This is a genomic window from Bacteroides sp. HPS0048, from assembly GCF_964240755.1.
In the GTDB taxonomy this organism is placed as follows: Bacteria; Bacteroidota; Bacteroidia; order Bacteroidales; family Bacteroidaceae; genus Bacteroides; species Bacteroides nordii.
In genome coordinates, this window is record NZ_CAXSVC010000051.1 from 1 (window position 1) to 26,211 (window position 26,211).

Below are 26,211 nucleotides of genomic sequence, written 5' to 3' on the forward strand. Positions count from 1 at the left end.
AGGGCAGGATTAGAGTTACTCAAAATAAAGATGGTTATGGAAAATGTACTTTTCAACTAAATTGAAGAAGAACCACTTTTATACCCCAAAAGTACGTACTTTATGTATACAAAAGTATATACTTTTGCATCTACAAAGACAGAGGTTAAAATATTCCGTTAACAATGTTAACGGAAAGTACTTCTTTTTCCTCGTTTCTTTATCCATATATAAAACCATTTTAATGGTTTATATTTAAAAAGCCTCTTTGATGCAATGGATTTCGCAACAGCTAATTTAGTAATCGTTTCTTTCCCGTATTTTTCTTCATCTGCCCTGGCAAGTTCCAAAGCCGAACATAGCAAACAATAGCCACATTGCAGATTTGAAAAAGAAAGGTCTTTCCAATCCTCCTCAGAGTCTATTTCTTCATAATAGACTCTCAAGAAATCATAAACATTCCCGGACTTTTCCATATCTGTTTTCATCAGACAGGGACAATCATGAGTATCAAAAATCCATTTCATGGCATCTGATATATAGTGGAATGTTCCTTGTCTGAGTAGTCTATCCGTTCAAACAACTCATGCAGACACATGATACGAACCGCTTCTTTATCTGCTATTTTACAACACTCTGTTTCAGATATTTTTATTCGGAGATTCCGGATTGTTTCATCCTGTCGCTCAATACGTATCCACATCATGGCGATGACAGACAATAACATAAAGTATAATAGAATAGCTACTATGCCAACGATGTGAAGTTCTCCCGATAAAGAAAAGCTGTGCCTCATATTGTTTGTTTTTAAAGTTAGAAATGGGCACAAAAAAACGCACCCAATTCAATTTAGTCCCCAGAGGTGCAGCAAACAACCCAGATAGCATAAACCGAACGGATGCGCATATCGTAGTTGTAGAACATACGAATGGCTGTTCGGTTTAACTTGCTATCTCTTTTAAGTTTGCTGCTTTCCGGGAGACGGTTAAACCAAATAATGATGTATGATACTCGATTCAAGAGTATCACTGCAAATATAGCGAAAAGAAATTACTTTCATCCACATTATCTAAAAAAAAGTCGTAGCTTTGCAATAACTTAAAAAACAGAATGATATGGTACAGCCGGACAAATATATACGGTTTGATTGGGCGATAAAGAGACTCCTCCGCCAAAAAGCCAATTTCGGTGTGTTAGAAGGTTTTTTAACCGTTTTATTGGGTGAAGAGGTGAAAATCATCGAGCTACTGGAAAGCGAAAGCAATCAGCAGACCAGTGATGATAAGTTCAACCGTGTAGACATCAAAGCACGTAACAGCAAGAATGAGATTATCATTGTAGAGATTCAAAACACCCGTGAGCTCTATTATCTGGAACGCATTCTCTATGGAGTAGCAAAAGCGATCACAGAACATATCTCCCTTGGTGAACGCTATTATGAGGTGAAAAAGATTTATTCTATCAGCATCTTGTACTTCGACATCGGTAAAGGGAACGATTATCTGTACCACGGTCAGAACATCTTCACAGGAGTGCATACAGGAGACCGCCTTGAGGTGACCACTAAAGAGAAAGATGCCTTAGTACATAAACTGCCTGCCGAAGTTTTTCCGGAATACTTCCTGATTCGTGTAAATGAATTCAATAAAGCAGCCGTCACTCCTTTGGAAGAGTGGATTGAATATCTGAAAACAGGATGTATCCGTGCCGATACCAAAGTTCCCGGCCTGGAAGAGGCTCGTGAAAAACTGATCTACTACAATATGCCTAAGGAAGAACGACATGCTTATGATGAACATCTGAGTGCCATGATGATACAAAATGACGTATTGGATGGGGCAAAACTGGAAGGACTCATAGAAGGGCGTATGGAAGGACGTGTAGAAGGGCGTATGGAAGGGTGTATGGATATGGCACGTAATTTAAAGAAATTAGGAATCTCTACAGCTATTATCATGGAAAGTTCCGGGTTGTCAGAGAAAGAAATAGAAAAATTATAACCAATATAAAGCTGCCTTTTTACTATAAAGAAGGCGTATACCAATAATAGGTTCTTTTATTCTTTTGATTTAAGATTTGCAAGTGCTCAACTCAATAGTTACAGACTTGAGCACTTGCGAAAGTTAAGTTATTTATTAAAGCCTTTCTCAGTATGAACTACATTCTCTATATCAATTAAACCAATAAAAAACAATTTATCCTACTTCTCCCCGTCTCAGAGGAAGTCATACAATCCACTCAACGACTAATTATACTTTTTCCCAAGATTGTCTCTATACTCAGTTGGCGTCATACCCAGTTTAGACTTAAAGCATTTACTGAAATAGCGCGGATCATTAATACCTACCATATAGGAAATCTGCGTCATATTGAACTCACCTGTTTCTATCAATTGGGCGGCACGGTTGATACGCATCTCTTTTATAAACTCAATCGGAGCCAGGCCCGTCAGTGTCTTCAGTTTTTTGAAGAAAACAGAACGGCTGACTGCAACTTCCCGCACCAGATCATCCACCACCAGATCACCGTTATCCATATTTGCCTCCATCAGTTCAACCAGTTTATCCATAAACTTACGGTCGTTGGGAGACATATCCGGAAGCTTTTCTTCCTCCGTAGCAGCTTCTTCTGAGGTTGATAAAGAAGAAACATGCGTATTATTCATCAGATTGTCTCTATAAAGACTTTGCAGTTTCCGACGCTGGGAAAGCAGATTCTCAACACGTGCCTTCAGGTAAGTAGCGCTGAAAGGTTTCGTTATATAATCGTCTGCACCATACTCCAACCCTTCCAACTTACTTTCGATGGAAGTCTTAGCCGTCAGCAAAACAATAGGGATATGGCTGGTAGTCATATCGGCACGCAATTCTTTAGTCATCTCGATACCGTCTTTCTCGGGCATCATGACGTCGCTGATAATAATATCCGGCACAAACTTAAGTGCTTTACTCCAACCCTCCATGCCGTCTGCGGCTTCTACCACACGATACGTTGAGGAGAAAATAGTACGTAGAAATACACGTAACTCCTGGTTATCTTCTACCAATAGCATTACCTCCTTATTGGAAGTCTCCTCCGACTCTTCATCCTGTATATCCTCATCCGGGTTAACAATCGGAATTACGGAAGCCGTAGCATCCATCACAGGAGCAGGAATAGTCATGGATGAAGAAGTAGCAGAATCTTCCAGAATAAATTCTACCGTATCGTCATAATGCTCTTTTCCTTTGAGGAAATCCACTTTGAAACAGCTACCTTCACCCAGCTTACTATCAACAGAAATAACAGCTTTATGCATCTCTACCAACTCTTTCACTAATGAAAGGCCGATGCCGGTACTTGCCTGATTGAACAGATTCTTATCTACCAGGTTTTCAAAGCGGACAAAAAGAGATTTCTTCTTATTCTCAGCAATGCCAATACCTTGATCCTGTACTCCTACAGAAACTGTTCCTTCATCTTCATGAATAAACACACGGATCAATTTTCCGCCCGGTGTGTATTTAAAAGCATTAGAAAGCAGATTAAAGACAATCTTCTCTAACTTATCTTCATCTACCCAAAGGTAAAGTTCATCCTTTTCTGTTTCAAACAGAAAATCAATGTTGTGCTCCTCGGCCAATGATTCAAAATTATCCATCACTTTACGCACAAAAGCTACTACATTGACACGCTGTACCTGCATCTTCATCTTCTTATTCTGAATCTTTCGGAAGTCAAGAATCTGATTGACCAGATGAAGCATGCGATTTGTGTTACGCTCCACAACCACCAACTGTTCACGGGCATCTTCCGGTAATTTAGAATTCTTCAATACATACTCTACAGGTCCGGCAATAAGTGTCAGTGGAGTACGAAGTTCGTGAGATATATTGGTAAAGAAACGCAGCTTGATATCCGAAACCTGCTGTTCTACAGACACTTCATGCTTCAACCGATAAATGGTAAAGAGGATATAGACAGCCACAAAGATCACAAGCAGAATAAACAACACATAAAGGAAATAGGCCAGTGGGGTTTCCCAGAATGACGGTAGTACTACGATGTCGAGAAACCGGGTATTGTCCACCCACACACCGTCACTATTGGTAGAACGTACTTTAAATGTATAGTGTCCCTTCGGCAAGTTAGTATAAGTGGCATTACGCAGCCGGTCGGCATACGTCCACTGATGTTCAAAACCTTCAAGAATATAAGCATACTGAATATTCTGTGGATTCGTATAATCGAGTGCTGCATACTGAATGGCAAAAATATTTTCTTTATGAGAAAGTACCAGTTCTTTTGTATCATCCAAACCTACCTTCAATACTGATCCTTCGCCCGGAACAATGTCCTGATTGGCTATCACTAACTTAGATAATACAATGGGAGGTACAAAGCGACTCTTGTTGATAGAATCAGGATCGAACATGAAAATACCATTACTGGCACCGAAAAGCATTTTTCCTTTGGAGGTAACAGCCGAAGCTGCTTCACTGAAGCGTACACGGAAAGTGATGCTACGGTCATCATAATTTTCAAAACGCTCTTCGCCGGGAATGAATTTACTAATACCATTCTCCGTACTCATCCATAAATTCTGCTTCTGATCCTCACGAATGGAAAGCAGCACATCAGAAGGCAATCCATCAAGTACAGAATAAGACTTGAATACTCCGTTTCCATTTTTGTCAATGGAAAGAAGTTTGTTGAGACCTCCTCCCAAAGTAGCAAGGTAGAGCTCCTTCTTTTTCGTAGCAATAATCCAGTGCACGTCATTATTACTCAGGCTCTTTGCATCATTCGGATTACGGGAGAAGTGATGGAACTGAATCTCTTCGGGAGTTTTAAAATTCTCATCAAAGGCAACTGCTCCGGCTGTGGTTCCCACCCAGAGATGTCCATTGTTATCCGAAGTAATAAAACGGGTTTTATAGCAAAGATCAATCGGATATCCTTTTAGGTTATTACGGTGATTAACGAAAATAGTATTACCTGCTTTGTCTTTTGATATATAATTAATTCCGTTGGCAAAGGTTGCTACCCAAATTCTTCCGTTATGGTCCTCATAAACGCAATACACATTATCATTACTCAGACTATACATATCATCTTCATCATACCGGTAACGGGATAGTTTGTAAGATAGTCCATTGGGTGCAACCGACTCGGCACGTACCAGTCCATCGCCCTTTGTAGCAATCCAAAGTACTCCTTTGGAATCCTGTGTTATATCATAAACCGTACCTTTCATTGGTACACCGGAAAGTGAAACATTACCTGTTTCGGTCAGAAAGCCCAAATATTTATGGTTTGCATCATACACACGAAGACGCCCGTCTTTCAATCCAACCCATATATTTTTATGTTTATCCTCACAAAGTGCACGTACTTCATTGCTTAATGATTCATAACTATGTTCTTCGGGAGTCAGCATACTAAACTGAACCGATCGAAAAGTAACCTTTTCTAATCCCTTTGAATGAGTACATATCCACAGATTACCCTGTTTGTCCGAAAAAGTAGAATGAATTTTATTGGAGAAACGCCAATCGCTACTTCCTAACTCATCATAGAAAGGTACAAGACACTGCTCTTTACGGTCGTAAAAAGAGAAACCTCCACCATAAGGGTGCACCCAAAGGTATCCATTAGTATCTTCGTGAATATGAAAGGAAGGGCGCGAACGATCGGCAGCAGTAGGTTCTACACGTATCTGCTCCCGTTTTAATATTCCGGTAATCGGATTAAAATGCACCACTACTCCGGGTTCTTCCTGTTCAAACCATACTTCTGAAGATTTGTCTACATAAGCTGAAATAATAGGTGCGGAAGGCAAATTACGACAAGTAATATGAGAATAATGTACGTGTTCTTTAGTTTTCAGATTGTAGGTAAAAAAACCATCGGTAGAAGTGGCTATAACGACCTTATCCCCCCCCACCGCGCTGATAGCAGCAATACGCGAACGGGTAGGAAGTTCAAGTAACTCAAACTGGCCGTTCTTTTTTTGGTAACGCCACACGCGCCCTCTATCCGAACCAAAACAAATCTCCGTATCATCCTCCTGTACAGCGTAAAATGCCTGTTTAGGATCAGAAAACCGTTCTTTAGTCTCTACAAAATAAGAAACCGGATTTTTCTCTCCCGGACGAATCAGCCCTAAACCATTATCCGTCAGTATCCATTCATTATTGTTAGCATCCTGATATACTTTAAAAACTTTCGTAGCAGGGAAAAGGCCGGATTTTGCCGAATAAATATCAGTCGAGAGATGATTTGTCCCTGCAAGAGTAGTCACACGAATGGCACCATCATTTTCGGTGAGCAGCCAAACGGTTCCGCAAGGAAGTACAGTGATCGTATTTACATTGGAAGTACTCCCCGGTTGGCCGGCAGCAGGCACTTGCTCGAAAGTCTCCGTACGCGGATCAAAACGATGAGCACGGTTATCATAAGTCAGCAACCACAAAAAACCGCTGGGGTCTTCGTACATTCGGTCTACACGATTGTTAGTCAGGCTGATAAAACTTCCCTGGCGTGCCTTATAGGTTTTAAAAGAGTATCCATTGAAGCGGTTTATCCCATCCCAGGTAGAGAACCAGAGATTGCCTTTATGGTCTTGCAAAATGCTCATTACAGTGTTCTGAGACAGACCTTCCTCCGAAGAATAATGGGTGAAGAAACAGCTACGCTGGGCATCAGTCGCCAGCGCGATACTCAAAAATGTTATCAGAAATAAGATTCTTCTCATCATTTTATAAACTTCCATGCTGTAAAGATACAAATTAAACCGAATTTCACTCCATTTTTGTGTACTTTTTAACAAGGTATTAGCATGAGAAGGAGCAGGTAATGTGGTAAGCTACAAGCTAAAAACAGCTTTGTGCTTTCTCAAAAAGGTACGTTTCTTTTCTCGGTGCACAGAATCTAAGCAGGAATTTAATTTGCAAGTTGCTTATTAAAGAATGCCAGTATCTCCTCCTGCATCTCTTTACTACAGAAGTGAGGTAAATCCCATAGTCTGGTAATCAGTTTATCATCGGCAGACTGGCTCTTCCAGACCCGGTGCAACTGTGCATAAGCATCTTCTACAGCCGGAACCGGGAAAAGTTTATCCTTCCGTCCGTTAAAAAAAAGCATCGCTTTGGGGCAGGCTATAGAAGCAATGTGCGGATAATCCAGATAACGCCTTAATCCGGGAAGCACATTGGCATAATTAGAATCTCCTTTACCACGCCCATAGTCGGGAGAAAGTTGATACTCCGTCGTAGTAAGCCAACAAACAGCCGCTCCGGCTTTTATTTTATCAGACAGAGCCGAAAGCATCCAGGATCGATAGGCACCCATCGAGAATCCCATACAACCGATTCGACCGGCATCTACTTCTTCCAAAGAAGCTAAAAAATCGGTGGTATACATATCTTCATAAGAGATAAATCCACTCCAACTACGTCCCAACATCTCAAAGCTACAAGCCAATGCCTGCTGACTTTCATAACGTACGCCTTCCTTACGCCCGCGTTCTCCCCAGAAAAGGGCATCAATAGAAATCACTACGTAGCCTTTGGAAGCCAGATAATCACCTACATACTGATCATCATAACATTGATGTACCCATTTGTCAGCGTCCGACAACACAAGAGAATCGACACCAAAAGGACGAATCATTTTTTCTTTTCCAATGGAGAAATGCGCTCCGTGGTCGTGGAGTAATACGACGGCAGGAAAAGGTCCTTCCCCCTCAGGTACCAATAAATAGGCAGGTACACGGGAATAGGCAGAAAGATTGAAACGAATCTTACGGGCTTCATATCCGGAACGATGCTCTATAGACACTACCTCCATATCATATTTGCTGGCAACAGGAGGCGGAGTTAACATGGCTTCCAATACAGTAGCACGAGCGGTTTTCCGCCAAATGGAAAAATCCTTCAACGGACTATTTCCCCAAGCCATAGGATAGGTAAGCTCCTGTTTTATCTGATCGAGGAAAACAGGATAATCTTTCTCTATTTCATAAGAAGACACCTCTTGTGCCGTACTTGCTAATGAAACAAAGATCAATAAGCAAAAGCAGATTCGTTTCAACATTCGCATTTACTTTTATTATCGCACTACTTTTACCAATGCATTTCCATTCTTTACCGGATTCCATCCATCTTCTCCAACTAAGGTTTCTTCTATCTGGTATCCTTTCAGATTTTTGAGCTGATGAGAGAAAGTGGCACGGCCCTTTGGATTGGCGCCCTCTCCGAAACTCTCATATTCGGCATAGAATACCGTTTTCTCTGCATCCTTTTTCCCCCAGTTATGCCATCCGGCAGGTTGTATGTGTTTGCCTAGATTGCAACGAATAAATACTGCCTGCGCATAGGGACGCCATGGACGGGAAAGATAAACACCTTTCACGCCATCATCGGCAGTGAGCGTACAGTCATAGAACACATAGCCATACTTCTTTCCTGCATCCGTAGAAGGGGCTGTAACATACCCATCTCTCTTGCTATGAATATGGCAACGATTGAAGACAGCAGTAGACCAACCAAATATAAAATCGACAGAACCTTCTATATAACAGTCTTCATAATACTGACGACTGTTTTTTCCGTATGTATAAAGGGTATCCTGGAAACCAAGAAACCGGCAGTTTTTAAAAAAGATCCGATCAGCAGAAACAAAACAAGCTACGGCTTGCCCAACAGGTCCGGCAGTATTTTCAAAGGTGATGTTCTCCGCATAAAAATCAGGAGCATAAATATAGCAGGTAGATGATCCGGAAGTTCCTTTGGTCTCTCCAAAAACATTCTTCTTATTGGCATAATCATCATAAGAAATCACAGCACCTTCCTGTCCTATCAGTGATATATTAATCTTACTCTCGGGTATTACCACCTTTTCTTTGTATATACCTTTGCGAACAAGAATAGTAGTACGCACATCCTTACGGAAATCAGGTACCGCATCTATAGCCTCCTGGATAGTGAAGAAATCACCACTGCCATCCTGCGCCACCACATAATTGTAATGACGGACATACTTTGCCAGCTCAGGAACTGCTTTTGCAATGGCATCTACCGCCAAACCGGCTACTACACGTCCCCCATATACATTGAGATGTGTATTATCTTCACGTCCTTTCGGGAAAGCCGGTACTTTATTGGGGGCTACCCACATGAATAGTTTTTTAGATTCTACCGGTCCCAACCCCTGCACCAGATCATGAGTAATCTTATTCATGTCAATAAAGGCCACTCCCAACTCTTTTGCCACATTGCGGGGAGACTCAAGATAGGCACCATGTGTATCAAATAAAGTATCACCCTCCTGAACCGGTTCTGTTTCTCCGGCATCGTGGCGTGTATCCTTGGTTATACTTGCATCCAGCGGACGGACAAAATTACGACGTACAATTGCATTGCAAAGGATGGGTATTCCTCCTTTCGCCCGGGTTTCATTTACAAAACGGCGCAGATTAGCGTCAAAAGTTGTTCCAGGTACAGTGTGCCGGTCCTCTTTGGGCTTTTCATCGTTATGTCCGAACTGAATAATAACATAATCGCCTTTATTCACCTGGGAAATCACTTTGTCCCAACGTCCTTCATCAATAAAGCTTTTAGAACTACGTCCGTTTACCGCATGATTGTCAATACGTACCTCTTCACTGAAGAATCCGGGTAGCATCATCCCCCACCCACGTTCCGGATTGCCACCTGTGATATTTTTGTTAGCCATTGTGGAGTCGCCTATCATAAATATGGTAAGCACTGGTTTATCTGCTTTAAAAGCAGATAAGAGAAAGAAGATGCTCAATAGAGCTACCAGTTTGTTTTTCATTTTTGTCGAACTTATTTATATTGTTGTGCAAACTTACAGAGTTTTTAGCTGAATGCCGTATAAAAACCGTTGTTTTAGGTGGAATAATTGTATATTTGGACAGGTTTTTAAAATTTGAAGTATGAAAACAAGAAGTAAAACATTCATTTTAGAGAAGGAAAAAGTATGGGAACCGGCAGGTGAAGGGGTTGTTCGCCAGATTATGGGATACGACGGACAAGTGATGCTGGTAAAGGTAAAGTTTGAAGCGGGAGCTATAGGAACACCGCATACTCACTACCATACTCAGACTACATACGTGGCAAGCGGTAAATTCGAATTCACCGTAAACGGTGAAAAACAGATAGTAGAAACCGGAGACGGTATATATATTGAACCTGATGCAGAGCACGGATGCATTTGTCTGGAAGCCGGAATACTGATTGACTGCTTCAGTCCGATGCGGGCAGACTTCCTAAAATAAAAAGAAATAGAGGGTGCACAGGGAAACTGGTACACCCTCTTCTGCAAAGAACATCATCCCCGTAAGTCATCACGACTTTACTGCGGAGGGGAGACTTCTCTTTTATTCTATAATTACCATTTTTTGATTTTCCACCAATACGGAATTGTAGGGGTATATAGGTATATAAGAGTAGAATTCTATTTTCTATGCTTCTTATAGTTATCAAAAAGGTAACAACGGACCCTCATACCATCATCGGATACAAATCTATGGGAGATATCGTTCTATGTTGGGTAGAAACTGATTAATTATGTGGAAATATTGTGCTCTTTCAACTATTTATACGGATACCAATTGCTACTATCGGTGAAAATATTCTCAATAGTGTAACGCAAAGCTTCTTTAGGGGTCAATTGTTTTGCCCACTTCACTCTCCCGGCGGTTACAGCGCCCTCACCGGTATTTCCAAACTCAGCATAACGGGCTGTCTTTTCATTTGCTTCATTGCGCCAATTGTCCCACCCTTCAGGACGGATATGACTTCCAAACTCACAATTGAGGAAAGTAGTAGATGCATAAGGACGCCAGGGACGCCCTAAATACACTTTAGTTACCCCGGGAGCAGCCGTTAGTTTACAGTTTTTGAATACATAACCGAACGCTACATTTTCAGGAGTAGAAGCTGCTGTTATATAAGAATTTCGCTTACTATGGATAGTGCAACGCTCAAAGAGAGCAGTAGCAGGACCAAAGATAAAATCGGTAGTTCCTTCTATGTAGCAACTGGTAAACAGCAAACGCGCCCCTTCTCTACCTGTATATATCGTATCCTGATTTCCCAGAAAACGGCAATGGATAAACATCAACCTGTCACCTTCTGTATGTAGCGCTACCGCTTGCCCAAGCGGAGCTGCATTATTTTCGATGGTCAGGTTCTTGAAAGTAATGTCATTTCCTTCTACCTTAATAGTATAAGTGCGAAAAGTACCCATCTTATTAATATTGGCATGATCATCATACGTAATAATAGTACCCTCGGCACTCTCACCTACCAGTTGTACATTCTTAACCCACGAAGGAATAACCAGTTTTTCTTTATAAATCCCATCCTTTATATATATAGTAACGGTGTAATCCATAAAAGCACGAACAGCCTCCACCGCCTCCTGAATAGTACGATATTCTCCGGTACCATCACGCGCCACTACAATCGTATCTTGTTTCTGCTGTGCTTGTACCGTTCCGATACAAGCCAACAGCAGCAACAGACCTACTCTCACTAACCTTCTCATTATTTCTTCTGTAAACGTTCATACTCAAGACTCGCCATAATGAATGGCCCTACAGCTTTCGGGTCATTATCACGAATCGTCTCATTAATATAATAATCATAATCTCCCGAACGATAGTTCTTTCCACCCAGTCCGGCAACGGCACAGGCTTTCGTTATGGTCACCAAACCGTCATTGTCTACTTCGATAAAGTTATCCAGAATCCCTTTATACCCCTTCAATGCCACATCCAGGTAAGACTGATCGATGTATCCCATACGTACCGCTTTGAATAGAGCATACACAAACATAGTCGAACAGGAAGATTCAAGATAATTTCCTTTTTCACCACTCTTGTCGAGCACCTGATACCACAATCCGGTTTTCGGATCCTGAATTCGTTTCACCTGAGTTGCTATATTATTAAGGATAACAAGCATTGAATCACGCCCTGCTTCATGTTTCGGAATGAAATCGAGTGCATCTACAAAAGCCATTGCATACCACCCCATAGCACGTCCCCAACTATGTTTCGATTGTCCTGTTACGGGATCGGCCCAACGTTCTTTACGACTCACATCACAAGCATGGCGATACAACCCATTCTGCGGATCATAAGTGTGACGGGCTACAGTAATAAACTGATTCACTACATCTGCATAATCCTTCACCTGATTGTTGCGAAAAGCATATTCTGCGTAAAAAGGAGAAGCCATGTAGATACCATCGAGCCACATCTGATTGGGATAAATCTTTTTATGCCAGAAACCACCATCCTCATTGCGTGGATGCGTGTCAAGCTGACTACGCAACAAATCAATTGCTTTCTTATACTTCTCATCTTTAGACTCTTCATAAATACGGAAAAGGAATTTCCCGGAATTCAGACGGTCAATATTGTATTCATGCAATTTATAAGTAACAATGCTACCATCATTATGAATCATCGTATCAGCATATGCCAGTGCATAATCAACTATTTTTTTATCACCATATGCATCATATACATCGAGCATTGCCTGAAGCTCTAGTCCATGACAGTAGTCCCATTTCAGTTTAGGCTGAAAATCGAGTTGCCAGGATTCGGGACAACGAATCATCTCCGACTCCGTCATTCGAACGGACCAAGGCAGTTTATCACTTACTTTCTGAGCAGACAGAGAAACAGAACAGAGCAAAGTTCCCAGGACAAAAATTTTACAAATCGAATTCTTCTTCATTCTCATTTTGGTTATCGGTAATTAGATTTATTCCTTTAATGGGACAAAGATAGCGAGTCTTTTTTTATACGGTGTGTAGATTTCGATTCAAATAGTGTATTTATAAGTTTTCGTGCGCGCAAACATTAAATTCGTGTGCGATAACGTAGTTTTTTAGCGTTTTTGGACAATTTTGGTAGTATTCAGACAAAATTTACAGCAAAAGAGACAATAAATATGTTGATTTACATCAAATAATGTGTATTTTTGACCCCAGAATCAGAACTAATAATTTTAAATCATTTATCATGAGTACAATTCAAAATGCGATGGGTAAAATGACAAACTACAGATGGACCATCTGCGCTATGTTATTTTTCGCGACAACAGTAAACTACCTCGACCGTCAGGTGCTATCGCTGACGTGGGATGAATTTATCAAACCTGAATTCCACTGGGACGAATCACATTACGGTACTATTACCTCTGTATTTTCCATTGTATATGCAATCTGCATGTTGTTTGCAGGACGTTTCGTTGATTGGATGGGAACAAAGAAAGGTTTCCTTTGGGCTATCGGTGTATGGTCACTAGGTGCATGTCTTCATGCAGTCTGCGGTATAGTAACTGAGCATGTAGTGGGTCTTCACAGTGCTGCTGAGCTAGCTGCTGCAACAGGTACTGTTGTAGTCACTATTGCTACCGTTAGTATGTATTGCTTCCTGGCTGCCCGCTGCGTATTGGCACTCGGTGAAGCCGGTAACTTCCCTGCAGCTATTAAAGTAACGGCCGAATACTTCCCTAAGAAGGACCGCGCTTATGCAACTTCTATCTTCAATGCCGGTGCTTCTATCGGTGCGTTGATTGCTCCGTTAACCATTCCAGTTCTTGCTAAATTCTGGGGTTGGGAAATGGCATTCATTGTTATTGGTGCCCTTGGTTTCATCTGGATGGGCTTCTGGGTATTCATGTATACTCCTCCCGCAAAGAGTAAACACGTGAATAAGGCTGAGTTGGAATACATCGAACAGGACAAACACGAAATAGGTGGTACTTATGTAGAGGAAAAGAACGAAAAGAAGATGAAATTCTGGCAGTGTTTCAGTTACAAACAGACTTGGGCATTCGCTTTCGGCAAGTTTATGACAGACGGCGTATGGTGGTTCTTCCTCTTCTGGACTCCTTCTTATCTGTTCACACAGTTCGGTATCAAGACTTCAAGTGGTTTGGGTATGGGATTGATTTTTACGTTGTATGCAATCACCATGTTGTCTATCTATGGAGGTAAACTTCCTACTATCTTTATTAATAAAACAGGTATGAACCCGTATGCAGCCCGTATGAAAGCGATGTTGATTTTCGCATTCTTCCCGCTGGTAGTATTGCTGGCTCAACCGCTGGGTACTATCTCTCCATGGCTTCCTGTTATTATGATTGGTATAGGTGGTGCCGCTCACCAGTCCTGGTCAGCAAATATCTTCTCTACTGTAAGTGATATGTTCCCCAAAACAGCTATTGCAAGTATTACCGGTATCGGTGGTATGGCTGGTGGTTTCGGCTCTATGATCCTTCAGAAAGTAGCAGGTAACTTATTTGTATATGCTTCCGGTTCAACAATTGTAGACGGAAACGAAGTGGAAATGACACCAGACTTGCTGGCTCAGGGTGCACAGTTTGTACGTCCGGCTATGGAATTCATGGGATTCTCCGGTAAACCAGCCGGTTATTTCATTATCTTCTGCGTTTGCGCAGTAGCCTATCTTGTTGGTTGGATTGTAATGAAAGCTTTGGTACCGAAATACAAACCTATCGTACTGGAATAATCTTTCACACACAAGATTTATAAATAGCAAAGAGCTGTGTCAACGAATGGTTGATGCAGCTCTTTTTTTCCTTATCTTTGTCCCCCATGGAAAAAGAGGAAATCAAAGAGTCTTTCGACATCCTGCTCACTGCTTGTTGTACTCAGGATGACAAACTCGGCATAGCTTATAAACAAATGCGCGACCTGCTCGAGCGTCTTTGTCGTAGCCAAATGCCAAATGAAAGTCTGCAAATGACCGATCTGTCCGCACGAATCAGCTTCGTAGCAGCACGCATAGAATTATCCATTGCAGAACAAAACCGTTTACATACCTTCCGTCTCACTTCAAACGCTGTTTTAAACCGAAGAGAAGTTCCCCAACGAGAGAAACTACTGCGTGATGCGAAAACTATTGCCTTTTTCCTGAAGAAACTTTCCGGAACCGATATCCCCGAAACATTGTATCGGCTACTCCCTAAGGCAGATGCTACTTATATCGTTGCTCCACTGGCTCACAAACAAGTAGAAAGAATGCGGGTCTGTTTTCAATATTCAGATGAATTCTTTTTATATGTCAATCCGCTGGATAGTATTACCGACGAACCATTGCGAGTGCGATACAACATTCCACAAATAAATGAAGAGTTCACGGAAACCTGTAAACTTCTCTGGCGACATGCACAAATCAACCTCCTCGATGTGGCTATTGATAAGGAAGGAATACTCACTCCCTCTTTCATCGTTCTTGAACCGGATTACCTGATAGATATCAGTTCGCTGGCAGAATGTTTTCGCGACTACGGGCACCATCCCGCCAACTATCTGCTGGCACGTTTGCAACCCATAGAGAATGCACGTCCCTTACTCTTGGGAAATATTGCCAACCTCTTTTTAGACGAATGGATCCATGCGGACGGAGAAGTGGACTACCGTTCGTGTATGCAGAAAGCTTTCCGCCGTTACCCTATCGAACTGGCAGCTTGTGCCGATTTACAGGATAAGGAAAAAGAACGGCAGTTCTTTGACGACTGCAAAAAACATTTTGAACATATCCGGGAGGTAGTGACCGATACTTTCCACGCCCCCGGTTATGAAATGGATAAAACAGATGCCGTACTGGAACCTTCTTATATTTGCGAAGCATTGGGGTTGCAGGGACGTCTGGACTACATGCAGCGGGATATGTCATCATTCATCGAAATGAAATCCGGAAAAGGTGACGAATACAGTATCCGTAACAAAATAGAACCCAAAGAAAATAATAAGGTACAGATGCTTCTCTACCAGGCAGTGCTCCAGTATTCGATGAAAATGGATCACCACCGGGTAAAAGCTTACCTACTATATACGCGTTATCCGTTACTCTATCCCGCCCGCCCGTCATGGGCAATGGTACGTCGGGTTATCGATTTGCGTAATCGCATTGTAGCCGACGAATATGGTATTCAGTTACGTAACAGTCCGGAATATACAGCCCAAAAGTTACAGTCAATCAATGCCGAAACACTAAATGAACGAGGGTTTCATGGACGTTTCTGGGAACAATTCCTTCGTCCTTCCATTGATGTATTTGCCCAACGCCTCTCGGCACTCTCTTCTTTGGAGCAGGCTTATTTTTACACAATCTACAACTTCATCACCAAAGAGCTATACACCTCTAAATCAGGTGATGTAGATTATGAAGGCCGCACAGGAGCAGCCGCTTTATGGCTTTCAACACTGGCTGAAAAATGTGAGGCCGGAGAAATTCTATATGACCTTCGTATCAAAGAAAACCATGCTGCCGATGAACACAAAGCAAGTATTATCCTATCCAGAGGGGACATCCGGGAAGAAGCTCTACCTAATTTCCGCCAAGGGGATGCCATAGTCTTATACGAACGCAACACGGATACAGACAACGTCACCAATAAAATGGTATTCAAAGCCAACATAGAATCTCTCACCGAAAATGAAATACACATCCGGTTGAGAGCTACCCAACAAAATACGTCCGTCCTTCCTCCTGAAAGTCTGTACGCTATCGAACATGATACAATGGACACTACTTTCCGAAGCATGTATCAGGGATTGTCGGCTTTTGCATCGGCCACTCAAAAGCGCAGAGATTTGCTGCTTGCCCAGCGTCTTCCCGCTTTCGATGAAACTTTTTCCACCCGTATTTCTACTGCACCGGATGACTTCAGCCGTGTTGCTCTCAAAGCACAGGCAGCACAGGATTACTTTCTGCTGATAGGACCTCCTGGCACGGGAAAAACCTCTTGTGCCCTGAAAAAAATGGTGGAGACTTTCTATCAGGAAGAGAATACGCAAATACTTCTCCTATCATATACCAATCGGGCTGTAGACGAAATCTGTAAATCCCTCTCTTCCATACAGCCTGAAGTAGATTTTATCCGTGTCGGTAGTGAACTTTCCTGTGACGAAGCCTATCGCAACCACCTGATAGAAAATGAACTATCCCTCTGTAGCCGCCGTTCGGAAGTGGTGGAAAGGATCACCCGTTGCCGGATATTCGTAGGTACAGTAGCCTCTATCTCCGGTAAACCGGAATTGTTCAGACTAAAAACGTTTGATGTAGCCATCATTGACGAAGCCACCCAAATTCTTGAACCACAGTTGTTAGGTATTCTCTGTGCACGTAACACAACAGGCAACGATGCCATTGGCAAATTCATCCTTATCGGAGACCATAAGCAGCTGCCGGCCGTAGTTCTTCAACGAGAAGAGCAATCAGAAGTACATGACGAACAGTTGCGTGCCATCGGGTTGACAAATCTCAAAGACTCTCTCTTTGAACGTCTCTATCGAGCCGTTAGAGAATTGACAATGGACAATGAACAGTTGACAATTGACAGTGGACAATTGACAGTGGTCAATTGCGATGCAACATGCACACAGCGCAGCAACTGTCCACAGTCAATTGTCAACTGTCAACTGCCTAACTGTCAACTGTCCACTGTCAATTGTCAATTCTCCTTCGATATGCTTTGCCGGCAAGGACGTATGCACCCGGAAGTAGCCCTCTTTGCCAACCACACTTTCTACGAAGGGCGCCTACTCCCTGTAGGACTCCCTCATCAACAGGAAGATTCATCAGCCATTACCCGCCTTGCTTTTTATCCCTCCGAACCGGAACCTGCAGGTGCTTCCGCCAAAATGAATCACTCCGAGGCCCGTATCGCAGCCCGTTTGGCTCTGACAATCTATCAAAAAGAAGGAGCAGAGAACTTCAATACGACACGTACTTTGGGGATCATCACCCCCTATCGCAGTCAGATAGCACTTATCAAACAAGAAATAGCCCGGCTGAACATCCCTGCACTCAATGAAATATTGATTGATACTGTAGAGCGTTTTCAGGGAAGTGAACGGGATATTATTATTTATTCATTTTGCGTCAATTACCCCTATCAGCTCAAATTTCTCTCAAACCTGACAGAAGATAATGGAATATTGATAGATCGTAAATTAAACGTAGCCATGACCCGTGCCCGGAAACAAATGTTTATCACCGGAGTGCCTGATCTACTGGAACTAAACCCTATCTATCTGAGTCTGATAAAACTGGCAAATAAGCAAGTTTGTTTTAAATAACATTTGCAATCATTAGCCTTTATTCTTTCTTTATGCGGTTTATTAACACCTGAATAGCGAACAAACCGCTATATTTGCGCTACGTTTTTTTCATAGAGATTTAGATTTAAGGTTAGAAGAATTGCGGAAGTCGTGAGACTTCCCTTTTTTTCGCTTTAACGTTTACTGCCATAAAGAATTCATGATACATTGAATTCGCTTCAATCTAAAGGCAAGTAAACAAGAAAAGCCCCTTCGAGAGAAGAGGCTTTTTATGCTTCTCGCAAAGAGAAGTATGCCAGATGGTATTCATTATCCATTCGGATAGGCTATTCTACCGGTATACATATTTCCGTCAATAATTCTTCCGGAGGAGTCGATTCCGGACTATTCAGATAGGATTCATACCCACGTGAATTGCTGACCGTATAGCCACCCTGTGGTATCCAATGCCCGTAAATAGTGTCATATACGGCACCCAAATTAGCATAAGGTCCTTTGTAGCGAAATATCAGGTACTTTCCTCCCGGAATCTCTTTCACGCCAATCTCTCCTCTGGGTTGTGCAGGTGAGGGCACAGTAAAACAGACATCTGTCCGCAGATTCTTCGGTTCGGTCACCTTTGGATCATCATGGTAGATACAAATATATTCCATATAGCGGGTATCTATTTTCTCTTCGCTCACGTAAGCATATAATTTCTTCCATGCTTCGCAATATGCCAGAGCCATATACGCTCCTGTCAATCGAACATAAATTACCTGTTTCGGTTGCTGTTCGCGTACTTCCATTGTCACGTCCAGTGCCGGATTTATTTCTAATGGTTTCATAATAACGTGGTCTTTATTGTTTCTATACTCATTGGGTGAAATACCATAGAACTGCTTAAAGATTTTCGACAACGAAGAAGGAGAACCATAACCTATCTGATAAGCAATATCACTCACAGACATTGAACTGTAACGTAGTAACCGGGCTGCAGTCTCGATCCTTGTGCGTACAATAAATGCTCCTAACGGTTCATGCAGAAACGCTTTCATAATGCGGTGGAAATGATAGGGTGAGAAATGGGAAATTTCGGCCAGCTTTTCCAGGTCAATCTCTTCACCCAAATGATTGTTAATGTACTCAATCACAATATTGACACATCTGTGATACTCTTCAGTTGTTGATGTTCTTTGCTCCATATTCTTTGATTATTTCACACTGCAAAGATAGACGTACTTATCAAAGGAATCTTTTCCAATCTTGCTAATTTAGAAGATTATTATGTACTTTTGCCATAAACATACAAAAAAGATGAAAGATATAGAGATTATAGCATTCGACGCTGACGACACCCTATGGAGTAACGAACCTTTCTTCCAGGAGATTGAACGGAAATTTGCCGATTTATTAAGCATATACAAAGACACAAAAGAAATTTCTGCCGAACTATTCAAAACAGAAATGAATAACTTAGAGTGTTATGGTTATGGAGCAAAAGGATTTACGCTGTCGATGATAGAAACTGCCCTGCGTATCAGTAACCACAAAGTATCAGCCGAAATAATAAACGAGATCCTGTCTTTGGGCAAGTCGCTGCTCAATATGCCGATAGAATTATTGCCAGGAGTAGAAGAAACCCTCCGAACATTAAAACAAAGCAATCGTCATCGGCTAATAGTAGCTACCAAAGGAGACCTGCTCGACCAACAGCGGAAATTGCAACGTTCGGGGTTGGCTTCTTATTTCGATTATGTAGAAATCATGTCGGACAAAACCGAAAAAGAATATGCTAAGCTAATAAATACACTGCAAGTACCCCCCGAAAAATTCATGATGATAGGTAACTCCCTAAAATCAGATATCCAGCCGGTATTAGCCATTGGCGGATACGCGGTACATGTACCGTTTGAGGTGATGTGGCAACACGAAGTTGTAGAAAACTTCGAGCATCCCAGACTCCGAAAGGTAAAAAGGATGGGAGAGATAGTGATTAGTGATTAGTGAGCTGCGCTATGATCCGCATGGCACTAATCACTAATCACTGCTCACTAATCACTCTTTTTGTCCTTAATCATCAAGATACTCATTTCATAGAGCAAATAGAGAGGAATTGCCACAACGCTCAATGTAAACGGATCACCTGTAGGAGTAATGATAGCGGCGGCTATTACAATCACGACAATTGCATGCCGGCGATATTTCCGAAGAAATGTTTTATTGACAAGCCCCAGTAGTGATAGCAACCATGTGACCAAAGGCAATTCAAACGCCAGTCCCATACAGAGTACCAGCATCATAAAGTTATCTATATAAGAATTTAATGAGATTACATTCTCGATCTCCGCACTAAGCTGATAAGTGGAGAGGAAACGAAGTGTAAGCGGATAAACCATAAAATATCCCAGCAATACACCCAGAAAAAACATAACTGTACCTATACCAAGCGCTTTCCTCACACCACGCCTCTCTTTAGGATAAAGTGCCGGATTGATAAAACGCCATATTTCAAAGAAAATATAGGGCATAGCAGTCACTACCGACATCCAGAAAGCGGTAGACATATGTATAAAGAAAGGAGCTGCCAAATTGATATTTACCAGCTTTACTTGGAATTCCTGCGTAAAAAAGTCATCCGTCAGGTCAAACTTCTCACCAATATACCTCAACAGATCATAGAACACGAAGTCATTGTGGCAAGGAGCCAGCACTACGCTGTCAAATAAATAAGGCATAGCGATGAAATATCCCACCGCCAACACAAACCAGACTCCAATGACACGAAACAACACCCGGCGCAGTTCATCCAGATGGTCCCAGAAAGTCATTTCAGCCATGGTTATTTCTTATCCTTGTCCGTTGTTTTAGCCGGTTCGTCAATCTCGTCCTTCGCTTTATTGATTTCATCTTTCGCTTCATTCACACCGTCTTTGAAGCTTTTCACACCTTTACCAAGGCCACGCATCAGCTCGGGAATTTTCTTTCCACCAAAAAGTAACAGAATTACAAGTGCAATAATAATCCATTCGGAACCACTGGGCAGGAAGCCTAATAATAACAAGTTTATCATAAGATATATAGTATATATAAGTTTTTCGGGACAAATATAGTGATTTCACCACAGAGGACAAAACCTTTAACTCCTTTATGGAGTTAAAGGAAATGGAGAAGGGAGAATGGAGAGGGGAGAAGGAAAGAGACTGCGCTATTAGGCCGCATGGCACTTCTCCATTCTCCCTTCTCCCTTCTCCATTTCTTATTCCTGATAATACACCCTCTTCACCCGCGTAGAGATGCTTGTGAGGATTTCATAAGGAATAGTATCCAATGTATCCGAAAGCACAGTTATAGGCAGTTCATCACCAAAGATAATGGCTGCATCGCCCTCCTGGCAATCGATATCGGTTACATCAATCATACAGACATCCATGCAAATATTACCCACATAAGGCGCTTTCTTCCCATTCACCATACAATAAGCATGTCCACACCCTAAATGACGGTTCAACCCGTCTGCATAACCAATCGGAATAGCAGCAATACGCGAAGCCCGGGTCAGATGTCCTTTCCGGCTATATCCCACCGTATCTTCTGCGGGCACATCCCGTATCTGCAGAATAGTAGTTTTAAGCGTACTGACATTATTTATAATAGAGTTATCAATCGGGCTGACTCCATAAAGTCCTATACCCAACCGAACCATATCAAATTGTGCATCAGGAAAACGTTCTATTCCTGCCGTATTACAGATATGCCTCAGGATTTTATGCGGAAAAGCAGCCTGCAGCTCTTTGGAAGCCCGTTCGAATATCTCAATCTGACCACGTGTAAAAACATCGAACTGAGGAGAATCACTCCCTACAAAATGGGAGAATACCGAACGCGGAATCAGTGCATTCTGATTCTTCAACCGACGTATCAGCACAGGCACTTCTTCTTCGGAGAAACCCAAACGATGCATGCCCGTATCAAGTTTGATATGTACCGGGAAGTTTGTAATGCCTTCTTTCTCCGCCGCTTTTACCAGCGCATCGAGCAAGTGGAAGTTATAAACTTCAGGCTCGAGCTTGTAATCAAACATTGTCTTGAATGCAGTCAATTCCGGATCCATAATCATAATAGAAGAAGTAATACCCGCTTTACGCAGTTCCGCTCCTTCATCGGCCACGGCCACGGCCAAGTAATCCACCTGGTGTTCCTGCAATGTTTTGGCTATCTCATAAGAACCGGCTCCATAGGCCGAAGCCTTAACCATACATACCATTTTTGTTGCAGGCTGAAGCATAGAGCGATAATGATTCAGATTGGCCACCATAGCCCCCAGATTTACCTCCAGTATTGTTTCGTGTACTTTCAACTCCAACCTGTCAGAAACAAGATCAAAATTGAATCCACGGGAACCTTTAATCAATATCACCTCATCATGCAGATTTTGAAACACATCCGACTCCATCAACTCTTCCGTAGTATGGAAGAAGTACTTCTCTATCTCAAAACGGGCAGCACTGGAAAATATCTCCGGTCCCACACCTATTATTTTGTCAATGCCACGACTTTGTACCAATTGGGCTACCTTACGATAAAGAGTCGTGGTACTCTGTCCGGTCTCTAATATATCCGACAGGATGAGTGTACGTTTCATCCCTTTTCCTTTTACTTCAGAGCGCCTTACGAGAAAGTCAAGAGCAATATCAAGCGATGCCAGATCGGAATTATAACTATCATTGATAAGTACACATCCATGTTTTCCTTCCTTCACTTCAAGACGCATGGCCACAGGTTCGAGCCGCACCATTCGTTCTGTGATCTGATCGGCAGGCATCATCAGATAAAGACAGGCAGCAAGGCAATTCAGTGAGTTTTCAATAGAAGCATCATCAATAAAAGGAATACAGAAGGTATTGTCCATCTCCAGATAACGATAAGAAATTACCGTATGATCTTCCTTTTTTACCACCCTGCTTATATACAAAGGACGTTCTGCATCCCGGCAGCTCCATGCTATCTCACGGGCAGTGAGCATTGACTTACTCACACAATTGCTTATCAACTCATTGTCGGCATTGTAAATTACGACATCGCAATTTTTAAAAAGACTCAGTTTTTCCATACACTTCTCCTGCAAAGAAAAGAAGTTCTCCTGATGTGCCCCGCCAATATTGGTCAGGATGCCAATAGTTGGCTTTATCATATTCTGTAAAGCACGCATCTCTCCCATCTCAGAGATACCAGCCTCAAAAATTGCCAATTCAGCTTCTTCATTCATCTGCCATACAGAGAGAGGAACGCCGATCTGAGAATTATAACTACGAGGCGAACGTACAATCACCCGATCCGGACTCAACAATTGATGCAACCACTCCTTTACAATCGTTTTTCCATTACTTCCGGTAATGCCGATAACCGGTATCTGAAATCGTTCACGATGTAGTTCCGCCAACTTCTGAAGAGCCTTCAGAGGATTACCGACGATTAGAAAATTGACAGTTGACAGTTGACAATTGACAGTTGTTGCGCTGCCTGCATGCTGCATAGCAATTGTCAATTGTCCATTGTCAACTGTCAATTCATTAAACTCTTCCTGAGTGACAACAAAATTTCGTACACCACGTTCATAAAGCTCAGGAATATAACGTGCTCCTTTATTTCGTTTGGTAGTCAGGGCAAAAAAAAGAGTTTCTTCGGGGAAGCTGAGAGAACGACTGTCAGTCAACAGCCAGTCAATAGTTGCTTCATGGGTACCCACCCTGCGAGCACCTATACATTCGGTTATAGTTTCAATCGTATACAACATAATAATTATTCAATTTAATAATGTGCAAATATGCCAATGTACCATTCGGCATATCTTCGGAAAATATAGCGCAGCCAATTGGCATATTGGCACATTGGCACATTATTTCTACATTATTCAAACTCTAAGTACGGGTATTTTCGGTTAAGTCGTTCTATTTTTAACACAATTTGTCCTAAAAATCTTTTATGTTCCTCTGAGCCCGGATGAAAGGGGCGGTGTGCCTGCGCCTTGCGGATACTTTCACATTCTTCCATAATCTTTTTTGTTTCATCAGAGAAGAAGGCTTCGGAAAAACGTTCCCACAAATAACGGATAGCCACGGGAGACGGATGCAACATGTCATCGGCATAAAAACGATAGTCGCGAAGCTCATCAAGTACAATCTCATAAGAAGGAAAATAGAAAACGAATTCAGGGAAAAGAGTTTGTAGTTGTTCGGTAGCCAGCAACAGGGTGGCTTTACTAATCTGATTGGCATGCATGCCATCGCGTATATGCCGGATGGGACTAACAGTAAGAAGTACTTTCAAGCCGGGATTCTGTTCGCGAAGTTCACGAAGCAGGCATGTATATTCCTTCACGATCTCTTCAACTGTAAGCTTTCGGCGTACAAATAACTTTTCCGGCTGTTTATGGCAGTTTGATACAATGCGTTTATTCTCTCCCTGTTCATACACCCAGGCTGTTCCCCAGGTGAGCAGCAGCCAATCGACATCCTTTATTCGGGCATGAGCCTGTTGCAAGCGCGTATTGATATTCTGTAATACATCATTCGGCAATGCCGCCGAAAATGCTCCGTGATGCATCGCACTATGCCAACAGTCGCGAAAGAAAAATAAATCGGAAGTCGTATATGTTTTTCCCGAAAGTATTTGTCTTAATGCCTCCGAGACAGATAACGGGTTATATAGTATCCCAAAAGGGTTGATATCACAACGAAAGAAATTATCTTTCAGCAGATTGCCGATATTCTCTGCAAAACAGGACCCTAACAGTAATAATTGCCGGGCATGAGTGATAGGTGGCAATCCTTTGGGTAATTCAACGAGGGTGGTAAAGTTCATAATAATATACCAATTGAATAATATGCTAATGTGCCGATTGGCTACGTTGTATTTTACGAAACCACACCAAATGATAATCGGCACATTATTAATACGGCGAAAATATAGAAAAACTCCGAAACAGAGAAGAGGCAGATAAGTTTTTTAGCCGATAAGGTGCAGTATTTCTTCAAAGCCAACATTTATATAATCGTACGTACACCTTAATTTATTGAAATAATAATCTAATTTTTATCTAAATGAAAATCGTAAATAACTCGAAAAGCATAAGGGTAAACCATCTCCTGAGAGTAACCAATTATAGCAAAACTGCTATCGCCGCCCTGACATTGACATTCGGCATAACGACATTTACTGCCTGCAGTAACGACGGAAATACGCCCGAAGTGATATCCGTAAAGGATGTGGAAGGTAGCTATGCGGGTAAAGCAAACATTACATTCATTGAATCGAGCACTTCGCCAACCCCAATTCCCCAAATAGAAGTGGAGACCACGCTCAAAGAAGATACAATCTACTTCGGAAAATTCCCGACTGATGTCTTGATAACCAACATTGTGGGAGAAGAGAAAGCACCCGAAATCATTGAACTCGCAGGTGATATCAGTTATAAAGTAGGTTACAAACCGGCATTCAATGAAGGTTACACGCAAATATTGCAGACTTTAGATCCTAAACCTCTGAAATTTACAATCGAAATTCCTTCTAAAGAAGAAGGCCAACCGGATGTTATGGAAATAGAAGCAACGATTTCTGCTACGGACAAAGGAGTATTCACCTATCAAGACAAGACACTGAAATTTAAACTGATAGTTGAAAGTGCTAAACTCAATGGAAAACCTTGCGAAGGTATCTCAATGGAAGATATAGTATTCGAAATGAATAAGAAATAGGATTCTTCGTCAATTTAGTTAGCAACAGAACCTTAATAGACTGATGAGCCAATCTTGTTAACATTGAGTGAAATGTCAGGATGGAATTAATAAATGTTTCAAAAAATGCAGTTAGCCTGTCTTTTTATTCTTATATGGCTAATTTCCATGACACCCTTATTCTAATTATTGCTGTAACTGGAGAATAAACTGCATAACAATATAAATTATTATGCGTATTGCGTTGTATATTTTTTCACTTTTGGATAGTTATGCACATTTAGTCGGCATGTTATCCTGATTTTCCCGCTATGATAAGTTCGGTTTCTCTACCATTATCTTTGCCATGGAAAACATAGTTCTTTATGAACGTTAATAAGAATAAATTTCTTAATATTGT

The 26,211-nt window shown here is 41.8% G+C and carries 17 protein-coding genes and 2 pseudogenes; 7 read left to right on the forward strand and 12 right to left on the reverse strand.

The features are described from left to right. Positions 1-167: 167 nt before the first annotated feature. Both ACESQI_RS22760 and ACESQI_RS22765 read right to left on the reverse strand, forming a co-directional pair. Positions 168-506, reverse strand: coding sequence for a hypothetical protein (locus tag ACESQI_RS22760; RefSeq protein ID WP_237977117.1), 339 nt, complete (start codon positions 504-506; stop codon positions 168-170). Next, entirely contained in the window at positions 503-775 is a 273-nt protein-coding gene (locus tag ACESQI_RS22765; protein WP_007484135.1) for a hypothetical protein, read from the reverse strand. The genes ACESQI_RS22760 and ACESQI_RS22765 overlap by 4 nt, the downstream gene beginning before the upstream one ends. 319 nt (positions 776-1,094) lie before the next feature. On the opposite strand from ACESQI_RS22765, the gene ACESQI_RS22770 reads away from it, so the two are divergent. Beyond that, on the forward strand, positions 1,095-1,979 hold the full coding sequence (locus ACESQI_RS22770) for an Rpn family recombination-promoting nuclease/putative transposase (RefSeq protein WP_025867814.1): 885 nt from the start codon (positions 1,095-1,097) through the stop codon (positions 1,977-1,979). Between the two features lie 245 nt (positions 1,980-2,224). Here the strand turns inward: ACESQI_RS22770 and ACESQI_RS22775 are convergent, their stop codons facing one another. The 3 genes from ACESQI_RS22775 to ACESQI_RS22785 all read right to left on the reverse strand — a co-directional run bounded on the left by ACESQI_RS22775 (position 2,225) and on the right by ACESQI_RS22785 (position 9,798). After that, positions 2,225-6,715, reverse strand: a complete 4,491-nt coding sequence (locus tag ACESQI_RS22775) for a two-component regulator propeller domain-containing protein (RefSeq protein ID WP_373127270.1) — start codon at positions 6,713-6,715, stop codon at positions 2,225-2,227. A 188-nt stretch (positions 6,716-6,903) separates the two neighbouring features. Continuing rightward, positions 6,904-8,055 carry a dienelactone hydrolase family protein gene (locus ACESQI_RS22780; protein WP_237977118.1) on the reverse strand — a complete coding sequence of 384 codons (1,152 nt, stop codon included), beginning with the start codon at positions 8,053-8,055 and terminating at the stop codon, positions 6,904-6,906. Positions 8,056-8,070: 15 nt separating this feature from the next. Continuing rightward, positions 8,071-9,798, reverse strand: a complete 1,728-nt coding sequence (locus ACESQI_RS22785) for a pectinesterase family protein (protein ID WP_007484130.1) — start codon at positions 9,796-9,798, stop codon at positions 8,071-8,073. A 121-nt stretch (positions 9,799-9,919) separates the two neighbouring features. Between ACESQI_RS22785 and ACESQI_RS22790 the strand changes: the two genes are divergently transcribed. Continuing rightward, a complete protein-coding gene (locus tag ACESQI_RS22790) occupies positions 9,920-10,261 on the forward strand; it encodes a cupin domain-containing protein (protein ID WP_002559350.1) in 342 nt (113 codons plus the stop codon). Positions 10,262-10,578: 317 nt separating this feature from the next. Here ACESQI_RS22790 and ACESQI_RS22795 read toward each other — a convergent pair whose 3' ends face one another. Further along, positions 10,579-11,535: a pectinesterase family protein gene (locus ACESQI_RS22795; protein WP_025867816.1), complete on the reverse strand. Its 957-nt coding sequence runs from the start codon at positions 11,533-11,535 to the stop codon at positions 10,579-10,581. After that, complete coding sequence (locus ACESQI_RS22800) at positions 11,535-12,734, reverse strand: glycoside hydrolase family 105 protein (protein WP_002559348.1); 1,200 nt, start codon at positions 12,732-12,734, stop codon at positions 11,535-11,537. The genes ACESQI_RS22795 and ACESQI_RS22800 overlap by 1 nt, the downstream gene beginning before the upstream one ends. Before the next feature lie 287 nt (positions 12,735-13,021). Between ACESQI_RS22800 and ACESQI_RS22805 the strand changes: the two genes are divergently transcribed. The 3 genes and pseudogenes from ACESQI_RS22805 to ACESQI_RS22815 all read left to right on the forward strand — a co-directional run. After that, complete coding sequence (locus ACESQI_RS22805; protein ID WP_002559347.1) at positions 13,022-14,536, forward strand: MFS transporter; 1,515 nt, start codon at positions 13,022-13,024, stop codon at positions 14,534-14,536. A gap of 86 nt (positions 14,537-14,622) precedes the next feature. Then, positions 14,623-17,331: pseudogene (locus ACESQI_RS22810) on the forward strand (AAA domain-containing protein); the annotation flags it as partial. A 159-nt stretch (positions 17,332-17,490) separates the two neighbouring features. Continuing rightward, positions 17,491-18,114, forward strand: a pseudogene (locus ACESQI_RS22815) (DEAD/DEAH box helicase); the annotation flags it as partial. A 308-nt stretch (positions 18,115-18,422) separates the two neighbouring features. On the opposite strand, the gene ACESQI_RS22820 reads toward ACESQI_RS22815, so the two are convergent. Continuing rightward, entirely contained in the window at positions 18,423-19,280 is an 858-nt protein-coding gene (locus ACESQI_RS22820) for a GyrI-like domain-containing protein (RefSeq protein WP_002559345.1), read from the reverse strand. A 112-nt stretch (positions 19,281-19,392) separates the two neighbouring features. On the opposite strand from ACESQI_RS22820, the gene ACESQI_RS22825 reads away from it, so the two are divergent. Then, positions 19,393-20,082, forward strand: coding sequence for an HAD family hydrolase (locus ACESQI_RS22825; protein ID WP_303071512.1), 690 nt, complete (start codon positions 19,393-19,395; stop codon positions 20,080-20,082). Positions 20,083-20,129: 47 nt separating this feature from the next. Here ACESQI_RS22825 and tatC read toward each other — a convergent pair whose 3' ends face one another. The 4 genes from tatC to ACESQI_RS22845 all read right to left on the reverse strand — a co-directional run bounded on the left by tatC (position 20,130) and on the right by ACESQI_RS22845 (position 24,939). After that, the gene (gene tatC / locus ACESQI_RS22830; RefSeq protein WP_044094883.1) at positions 20,130-20,915 is read right to left on the reverse strand and encodes a twin-arginine translocase subunit TatC; all 786 of its coding nucleotides are present in this window, start codon (positions 20,913-20,915) and stop codon (positions 20,130-20,132) included. A 2-nt stretch (positions 20,916-20,917) separates the two neighbouring features. Beyond that, positions 20,918-21,148, reverse strand: a complete 231-nt coding sequence (locus ACESQI_RS22835) for a twin-arginine translocase TatA/TatE family subunit (protein WP_002559342.1) — start codon at positions 21,146-21,148, stop codon at positions 20,918-20,920. 186 nt (positions 21,149-21,334) lie between these two features. Further along, a complete protein-coding gene (locus tag ACESQI_RS22840; RefSeq protein ID WP_237977121.1) occupies positions 21,335-23,872 on the reverse strand; it encodes a bifunctional UDP-N-acetylmuramoyl-tripeptide:D-alanyl-D-alanine ligase/alanine racemase in 2,538 nt (845 codons plus the stop codon). Between the two features lie 113 nt (positions 23,873-23,985). Then, complete coding sequence (locus ACESQI_RS22845; RefSeq protein ID WP_025867820.1) at positions 23,986-24,939, reverse strand: GSCFA domain-containing protein; 954 nt, start codon at positions 24,937-24,939, stop codon at positions 23,986-23,988. 239 nt (positions 24,940-25,178) lie between these two features. On the opposite strand from ACESQI_RS22845, the gene ACESQI_RS22850 reads away from it, so the two are divergent. Next, positions 25,179-25,832: a DUF4840 domain-containing protein gene (locus tag ACESQI_RS22850; RefSeq protein ID WP_002559339.1), complete on the forward strand. Its 654-nt coding sequence runs from the start codon at positions 25,179-25,181 to the stop codon at positions 25,830-25,832. The last annotated feature ends 379 nt before the right edge of the window (positions 25,833-26,211 follow it).